Origin of the sequence: Paenibacillus faecis, assembly GCF_008084145.1 — a bacterium.
In the GTDB taxonomy this organism is placed as follows: Bacteria; Bacillota; Bacilli; order Paenibacillales; family Paenibacillaceae; genus Fontibacillus; species Fontibacillus faecis.
In genome coordinates this window covers 586,942-594,488 of the sequence record NZ_VSDO01000006.1, presented here as the reverse complement: position 1 = coordinate 594,488, position 7,547 = coordinate 586,942, and the positions used below count along the sequence as shown (strand labels likewise).

Here is a 7,547-nt window from a genome sequence, read left to right as displayed (position 1 = left end):
GTCCGCTCCATAATACGCGCCCTTAGCTCAGCTGGATAGAGCGTTTGACTACGAATCAAAAGGTCAGGAGTTCGAATCTCTTAGGGCGCGCCACTTTTCAATTTCATAATGGGTAACCATCTTATTACGGGACGTAGCTCAGCTTGGTAGAGCACCTGGTTTGGGACCAGGGGGTCGCATGTTCGAATCGTGTCGTCCCGACCATTATAAGGTGCGGGTGTAGTTCAATGGTAGAACTCCAGCCTTCCAAGCTGGTAGCGTGGGTTCGATTCCCATCACCCGCTCCACTTTATGACAGTAACATCATCCGTTCGATGATGTTTTTTGTTATAAGCGGAGTTTTTTTTAATCTTGAATTTTACTGCTTCACCGTGTTAGGGTAATTAGAGGGTTATCACTCGGGGTAAGCTCAATGTTACCTATCCATTTCGCCAAATAGGATGCCAGGCGTCATCTTCTTTGGTTCACTTCAATCGGGAGCTGCGGCATGTACTCGGCAAGGCTCTTCCGCTTTCCTTTAAATTCCTTACAAATAAAGTGAAGATTTTCAGGGAAGTTTATTGTATTATGGTAGGAAAGCTTTTAGAGACGGAATAGGGATGAAATGGGGGAGAAATATGACGGAATTAACGGTAGCAGCCGGCAAATCGAACACCAATAACCTTCTTCGGCGCGATATACGTTTTTTGGGCAATATTCTAGGAGAGGTCCTGGTTCATCAGGGCGGCAATGAACTCTTGGATATTGTCGAGAAGATTCGTGAAGCCAGTAAATCATTGCGTGCCGTGTTTTTGCCGGAACTCCATGAAGAGTTCAAGGGAATGATCAATTCCCTCGAGCCGGAAATCCGACACCAAGTAATCCGAGCATTCGCCATTTATTTTCAATTGGTAAACATTGCTGAACAGAACCATCGGATTCGTCGGAAACGGGATTATGAACGTTCCGCGGGTGAAGCGGTACAAACCGGCTCCATCGAAGCCGCAGTCAAAGATTTGAAAGAGCAGGGCTTTTCCTTTAGTGAGGCGCAGGAAATTTTGGAGGGCATGTCCCTGGAGCTGGTCATGACAGCTCATCCGACAGAAGCGATGCGCCGTGCAATCTTGGATATTCATAAGCGAATTGCCGACGATGTGATGCAGCTCGATAACCCGACCTTGACTTTCCGTGAGCGCGAGCAGCTAAGGGAGAAGCTTCTAAACGAGGTTATTACCCTTTGGCAAACCGACGAGCTGCGTGACCGTAAACCGACCGTGCTGGATGAAGTGCGGAATGGGATGTACTATTTTCACGAAACATTATTTCATGTCCTGCCCGAGGTTTATCAAGAACTGGAGCGCTGCCTCTCGAAGTATTATCCGGAGCACTTGTGGCACGTTCCCACGTACCTGCGCTTCGGTTCATGGATCGGTGGCGACCGCGACGGCAATCCGTCCGTAACGGCCAACGTAACTTGGGAGACGCTGAGAATGCAGCGCAAGCTCGCGATTCGCGAGTATCAAGGTCAATTGTCCGAGCTGTTCAAGTACCTCAGCTTCAGCACAACGATTGTCGACGTAACGGATGAACTGCTTGCATCGATTCAAAGAGACCGCCTGCAAGTCACCCTGAAGAAAACGCCGCAGTGGAACAATGAGAAGGAACCGTATCGCATCAAGCTTACCTACATGACAGAGAAGCTTCATAACGTACTGGACGATTCGAAGAAAGACACTTCCGAGCGTTACGCCGATGTGAACGGCTTGATCGAAGATCTGAAAATTATTGACCGCAGCTTGCGCCACCATTACGCGGACTATGTTGCGGATACGCACATCAAGAAACTGATCCGTATGGTGGAACTCTTCGGGTTCCATACCGCTACCTTGGATATACGTCAGCATAGCAAGGAACACGAGAACGCCATGACGGAAGTTTTGGCGAACATGAATATTGTCAGCAACTATGCGGAGCTGAATGAAGATGAGAAGGTAGCACTGCTGGAACGTCTATTAAACGATCCACGCCCGCTTACCTCGCCTTACCAGGAATACAGCGAAAGCACGACAGAGTGCTTGAATGTATACCGGACCGTTTTTCAGGCGCAAAAAGAGTTCGGGAAGCATTGTATCACGAGCTACCTGATTAGTATGACCGAAGCGGCGAGCGACATTCTGGAGGTTATGGTCTTCGCGAAGGAAGTCGGCCTTTTCCGTAAAGAAGCCGACGGAACGGTCGTATGCACACTGCAATCCGTCCCGCTCTTTGAAACGATTGATGATCTGCATGCAGCACCGGGCATCATGCGCCGCCTGTTCAATATGCCGATCTATCGCCAATCCGTATCGGCTATGAACGACTTGCAGGAAATTATGCTGGGCTACTCCGACAGCAACAAAGACGGCGGCGTAGTCACCGCGAACTGGGAGCTTCGGGTCGCTTTGAAACAGATTACGGCAGCGGCCAAAGAATTCGGCGTGAAGCTGAAATTCTTCCATGGCCGGGGCGGCGCGCTCGGACGCGGCGGTATGCCATTGAACCGCAGCATTCTGGTACAACCTCCCGAAACGATCGGCGGAGGCATCAAAATCACCGAGCAGGGCGAAGTGATCTCCTCCCGTTACTCGTTAAAAGGCATCGCCTACCGCAGTCTGGAAACCGCCACATCGGCGCTGATTACTTCGGCGATTCAGGCTAAGCTGCGGACAAACCACAATCCGGAAGAGGACAAGTGGGACGAGATTATCGCCGGAATCTCGGAAATATCGCTTAAAAAGTATCAGGATTTGGTATTCCGTGAGCCGGACTTCCTTAAATTCTTCAAAGAATCGACACCGCTTGGGGAAGTCGGCGAACTGAATATCGGCTCCAGACCATCCAAACGTAAAAATAGCGACCGCTTTGAAGATTTACGGGCGATCCCGTGGGTCTTCGCTTGGACGCAGAGCCGGTACTTGTTCCCGGCCTGGTACGCTGCGGGAACGGGCTTATACACGTATTACCAAGGCAAAGAAGAGAACCTGAAAGTGCTTCAAGAAATGTACCAGAATTCCACGTTCTTTAAATCCTTGATCGACACGCTGCAATTTGCCCTAATCAAGGCGGATCTCGTGATCGCCAAGGAATATGCCAAGATGTGCAACGACGCGGAAGCGAAGGAACGGATTCTCGGGCAGATAGAACAGGAATTCTTGCTTACCAAGGAGATGATTCTGAAGATTACCGGGGTAACGGAAATTTTGGACACCAACCCGGGGCTTCAGGAATCCATCAAACAGCGGAATCCGTATGTGGACCCGCTAAGCTATCTGCAAGTACAGCTGCTTCTTGAATTGCGGGCCATCCGCGAAGCGGGGCAGGACGACCCGGTTTTGCTGCGTGAAGTACTCCTTACCATTAACGGCATCGCTGCCGGGCTTCGGAATACGGGTTGATTCGCTGCATGTTCACGTGACCATATAAGCCACAAACAAGTCGGTCCTCTCCTTAAGGAGAAGGTACCGGCTTGTTTTATATCCGGGAATTTTGATAATCGCGAGATGCGGGAATGGTATTGCAATTTACATAGAGTTGAATTAACATTTGAATGAAGTGCCGACGGCCGGAGTTACGTTAGAGGGCTCGGGAAACGGAAGGCCGGATTAACAGGTGTCCCGATTACGCCCATCCAAGGATTTGGGGGAACATATGGTGGTGGACCATTTTGAAGCGAGACTGGTGAAGCTGGCCCGTAAAGGGGATCAGGGTGCTTTTGCCGAGCTCGTTGATTTATATAAGGATAAGATTTTTCATCTGGCATACCGGATGTTGTCCAATCGGCACGAAGCCGAGGACATCGTTCAGGAGGCTTTTCTTCGCGTTTATAAAAATTTTCACCGATACGACGACAAACAGAAATTCTCCACATGGATTTACCGGATTGCAACGAACCTCTGTATCGATCGATTACGCAAAAGAAAGCCCAGCTATTATCTGGACGCTGAGGTAAACGATCAGGAGGGGATGGACGGCTATACCTTGATTCCCGGAGACGAAAGAACGCCGGAATCGGAGTATTTGCTGTCCGAGACGCAGCAGATGATTCACCAGGCGATCGAAGGCCTGCCCGCGAAATATAAGTCGGTTATTGTGCTGCGCTATTTGCAGGATCTGTCGCTGCAGGAAATCGGGGACGTGTTGGACATGCCGGTGACAACGGTAAAAACCCGTGTTCACCGGGGACGTGAATTTCTGCGGAAAAAACTCGAGCACAAAATGAATTAATCGGACAAGTATTTTCCATTTTGCCGCGCAATTTTTTATGAAACGCTTTGTTCGGTGGAACGTAATTTAAGATAGGACGACTATGCCAATAGAGAGTATTGGTTATCCATAGATTGAACTGAAAGGATTGGCGGATATGGATTGCAAACAAGCCTCTTCCATGATACATGAATATCTGGACGACGATTTACCGCAGGAACAGGCCTTGAAGCTGAAAGGGCATCTCGCAGGGTGTTCCGCGTGCAGCGCACGGTTTCACGAACTGGAGCAAACCGATATGATGTTGTTTGCAACCCTCAGACACAACGCTCTTTCCGCATCGGATGAACTCGTCGACCGGATCATGGGCAAGATTCCGAAGCAGCGAAAACAAGCGGCCTGGATCGGCTGGATCCGCCGGCACCCGGCTTTGACGTCTGCGGCCATATTCCTGGTAGTGATGCTTTTCAGCGCGATCTCGTTGTGGGAGAGCGATGATCAGCTGGTGGTGAAGACCGCGGATCTGGACCAAGTCATTATTCACGGAGATACGGTTACCGTACCTAGCGGTTCGACCGTTGCGGGGAATTTGACGGTAGAGAACGGTAAAGCGGAGATATACGGGGATGTGCAGGGCAATTTAACGGTAATTGACGGTTCTTATTACCAAGCCTCCACGGCGCACATTGCCGGAGAGGTCAAGAGCATAGACCAGGCTCTGGATTGGATATGGTACAGAATTACCAATCTGTTTACGGAAGTCGCTTATAAATAGCGGTAAGGACGCAAGCGGCGCCTCCCTTAAGGGAAGGGCCGTTTGTTTTTTTAACTTTAGGAAAAAATTTCTTGTAGTGACGAAACATTCTAATTTTATCGGGCGCTTGCATCTGCTAAAGGAACGTTATAACCTAGAAGTTAAGGGGAACATATATAGACAAGGTAACAAAGGGATGTACATAAACGTTTCTTATTTGGCGAGTTCGTCAAACGGAGACTTTTTGGGGGTTGCACCATGGATTATTTTGCAAACTTAACGTGGCAGGATTATATCAAGGATATTATCGATATACTGATCGTTACCTATATAATATATCACTTGATTTTATTGGTACGGGGAACCAGGGCGATTCAGCTGCTCAAAGGGATTTTAGTCCTTGTCGTTATATGGGCAGTGAGCACCTGGTTTGATTTGTATACGTTGAAGTGGCTCATGAATCAAATGTTTACGTTCGGGGTTCTGGCCATCTTCATCATCTTCCAGCCGGAGCTTAGACGGGCTTTGGAGCAGTTGGGTCGCGGCAAACTATTTGGACGCAGCACCGCGGATGAGGAAGAGTTCGGAAAGCAAATCGGCGAGATCATTAAGGCCATAAATTTTTTATCCCGTAGAAAAATCGGGGCATTAATTGTATTTGAGCGAAACACGGGATTGAACGAGTACACCGAGTCGGGCATTAAAATCCAATCGGTGATCTCCTCCGAGCTCTTGATCAATATCTTTATTCCGAATACGCCGCTTCATGACGGTGCCGTCATTATTCAAGGACACCGCATCGCGGCCGCGGCCTGTTACCTGCCCTTGTCGGAAAACCCGTTTATCAGCAAGGAGCTGGGAACCAGACACCGTGCGGCCATCGGGATCAGCGAAGTAGGCGACGGTATTTCGATCGTCGTGTCCGAAGAAACCGGACAGATCTCTTTGGCCATCGAGGGACAAGTGGTCCGGGATATCAATGAGGAATCGCTTATTTCCAAACTTTATGAGGAGCTCGGTCCGAATTCGGGACAGAAAGAGAAGCGCAAGCCCTTCTGGAAGAAGAAGGAGGCCGTAAAGTAATGGATAAGTGGATAAACCATAACAATTTCGCCAAGGTGCTCGCCCTCATTATCAGCGTAATTCTATGGGCTATGGTTCACATCGACAGCGGAACACCGGTGGCTCCGACCACCGTAATCAATTCCAAGGTGATCGACAATGTGAAGATTCAGGTGACCGGCTTCGACAGTGAGAAATATGTGCTGTACGATCTGGAGCCCGACAAAGTCAGGCTGGAGGTCAGGGGGAAACGGACGGACTTAACCACCAATTTTTCCGATTATAAAGTGAAGTTGAATTTGAAGGATATAGGACCGGGGACCATTACCCTCCCATTGACCCATGAGCTTCCTCCCGGCGTGGAGCTGGTGTCCATGGAGCCTTCTATTATTAAAGTAACGATCGAAGCCAAGCAAACCAAGGAAGTCCCGGTGACCATCGTAACCAAAGGAAGCCCGGGCGAAGGCATGCAGGCCGGCATTCCGGTTGTCGAAGGGGCCGGTACAGTCCGGGTGACGTTGCCGGAGAGCGAAATCGGCGAGCTCCAGAAGGTGCAAGGCACGGTGGATGTGGGCGGGCTCACGGCTCCTTTAAAAGGCAAAAGCGTCAAGCTCAATGCATATGATAAACAGGGGAATGTGATGAAGAACGCGGAATTAACTCCGGACTCCGTGGACGTGAGCGTGCCGATTAACAAGCTTTACAAGAATGTACCTCTGGAAATAAAGGAAATCGGGGAGCTGCCTGCCGGTTATGTCCTGGCCAGTGTGAATGCCAATGTGGAAGGGGTTGCGATTTATGGGTCGAAAGAAATGCTTGAGGGCATTTCTTCCTATCCGGTTACAGTAGATTTGAGCCAATTTCAAGGCACAACGGAGACCAGGTACAAGGTGGACTTGACTCCTCCAGACGGTTTTGAGAAAATCGAGCCGAGCTCTGTTGAGGTCACCGTCAAAATTGAACCTGCCGGGCAGCGACTGCTTGAGAACGTACCGATCACCCTGTTGAACGTAAACGATACGCTCACGGAGAAGTTCCTTCAGCCGGCCAACGCGAAAGTCTCGCTGACGGTTTACGGAGCGAAGGAACTGCTGAATAAGCTAACCGCCGAGGATCTCACGGCGACGGCCGATCTTTCCGGGCTGGGCCAGGGGATCCATACGGTACCCGTCATCGTCAAGCTGCCGCAGTTTGTGCAGTTGTCGGAACCGGGCAAATCGCTAACGGCCAAAATCGAGCTGTTGCCGAAAGGAAAGCCCGCAACGACAACGCCCGAAGAGGAGAAGTCTCCGGATTCGGAGACCCCCGAGACTCCGCCTCCTGCGGAGGAGCAGCCGGGACAGAACAGTTCGGGCGGCGGCGCGGGAAATCCGGGCGGAACTAACGGAAGCAGCGGCGAAACGGGGAATACCGGAACTCCGGGGAACTCCGGGAACGCAGGGAGCTCAGGAAACGCAGGAATCAGTCAAAACGGGGATAAAACGGAAGCGGACTCTTAACATGCGCAAGG

The 7,547-nt window shown here is 50.3% G+C and carries 5 protein-coding genes and 3 tRNA genes; all 8 read left to right on the top strand.

Annotated elements, in window-relative coordinates:
* Positions 1-16: 16 nt before the first annotated feature.
* The 8 genes from FRY98_RS27895 (at position 17) to FRY98_RS27860 (ending at position 7,536) form a co-directional block, all read left to right on the top strand.
* A tRNA-Arg gene (locus FRY98_RS27895) sits at positions 17-93 on the top strand.
* 34 nt (positions 94-127) lie between these two features.
* Positions 128-204: transfer RNA gene (locus FRY98_RS27890), tRNA-Pro, on the top strand.
* Between the two features lie 9 nt (positions 205-213).
* Positions 214-287: transfer RNA gene (locus FRY98_RS27885), tRNA-Gly, on the top strand.
* 330 nt (positions 288-617) lie between these two features.
* Complete coding sequence (gene ppc, locus FRY98_RS27880; RefSeq protein WP_148457961.1) at positions 618-3,413, top strand: phosphoenolpyruvate carboxylase; 2,796 nt, start codon at positions 618-620, stop codon at positions 3,411-3,413.
* A gap of 253 nt (positions 3,414-3,666) precedes the next feature.
* Positions 3,667-4,242, top strand: a complete 576-nt coding sequence (gene sigW, locus FRY98_RS27875; protein WP_211373383.1) for an RNA polymerase sigma factor SigW — start codon at positions 3,667-3,669, stop codon at positions 4,240-4,242.
* 136 nt (positions 4,243-4,378) lie between these two features.
* Positions 4,379-4,996, top strand: a complete 618-nt coding sequence (locus tag FRY98_RS27870; RefSeq protein WP_148457960.1) for a zf-HC2 domain-containing protein — start codon at positions 4,379-4,381, stop codon at positions 4,994-4,996.
* 237 nt (positions 4,997-5,233) lie between these two features.
* Positions 5,234-6,058 carry a diadenylate cyclase CdaA gene (gene cdaA, locus FRY98_RS27865; RefSeq protein ID WP_148457959.1) on the top strand — a complete coding sequence of 275 codons (825 nt, stop codon included), beginning with the start codon at positions 5,234-5,236 and terminating at the stop codon, positions 6,056-6,058.
* On the top strand, positions 6,058-7,536 hold the full coding sequence (locus tag FRY98_RS27860; RefSeq protein WP_148457958.1) for a CdaR family protein: 1,479 nt from the start codon (positions 6,058-6,060) through the stop codon (positions 7,534-7,536). The genes cdaA and FRY98_RS27860 overlap by 1 nt, the downstream gene beginning before the upstream one ends.
* Positions 7,537-7,547 lie beyond the last annotated feature (11 nt).

Coding starts and splice junctions, on each gene's coding strand:
- cdaA (WP_148457959.1), top strand. CDS start 5,234: ATGGATTATTTTGCAAACTTAACGTGGCAGGATTATATCAAGGATATT.
- FRY98_RS27870 (WP_148457960.1), top strand. CDS start 4,379: ATGGATTGCAAACAAGCCTCTTCCATGATACATGAATATCTGGACGAC.
- FRY98_RS27860 (WP_148457958.1), top strand. CDS start 6,058: ATGGATAAGTGGATAAACCATAACAATTTCGCCAAGGTGCTCGCCCTC.
- ppc (WP_148457961.1), top strand. CDS start 618: ATGACGGAATTAACGGTAGCAGCCGGCAAATCGAACACCAATAACCTT.
- sigW (WP_211373383.1), top strand. CDS start 3,667: ATGGTGGTGGACCATTTTGAAGCGAGACTGGTGAAGCTGGCCCGTAAA.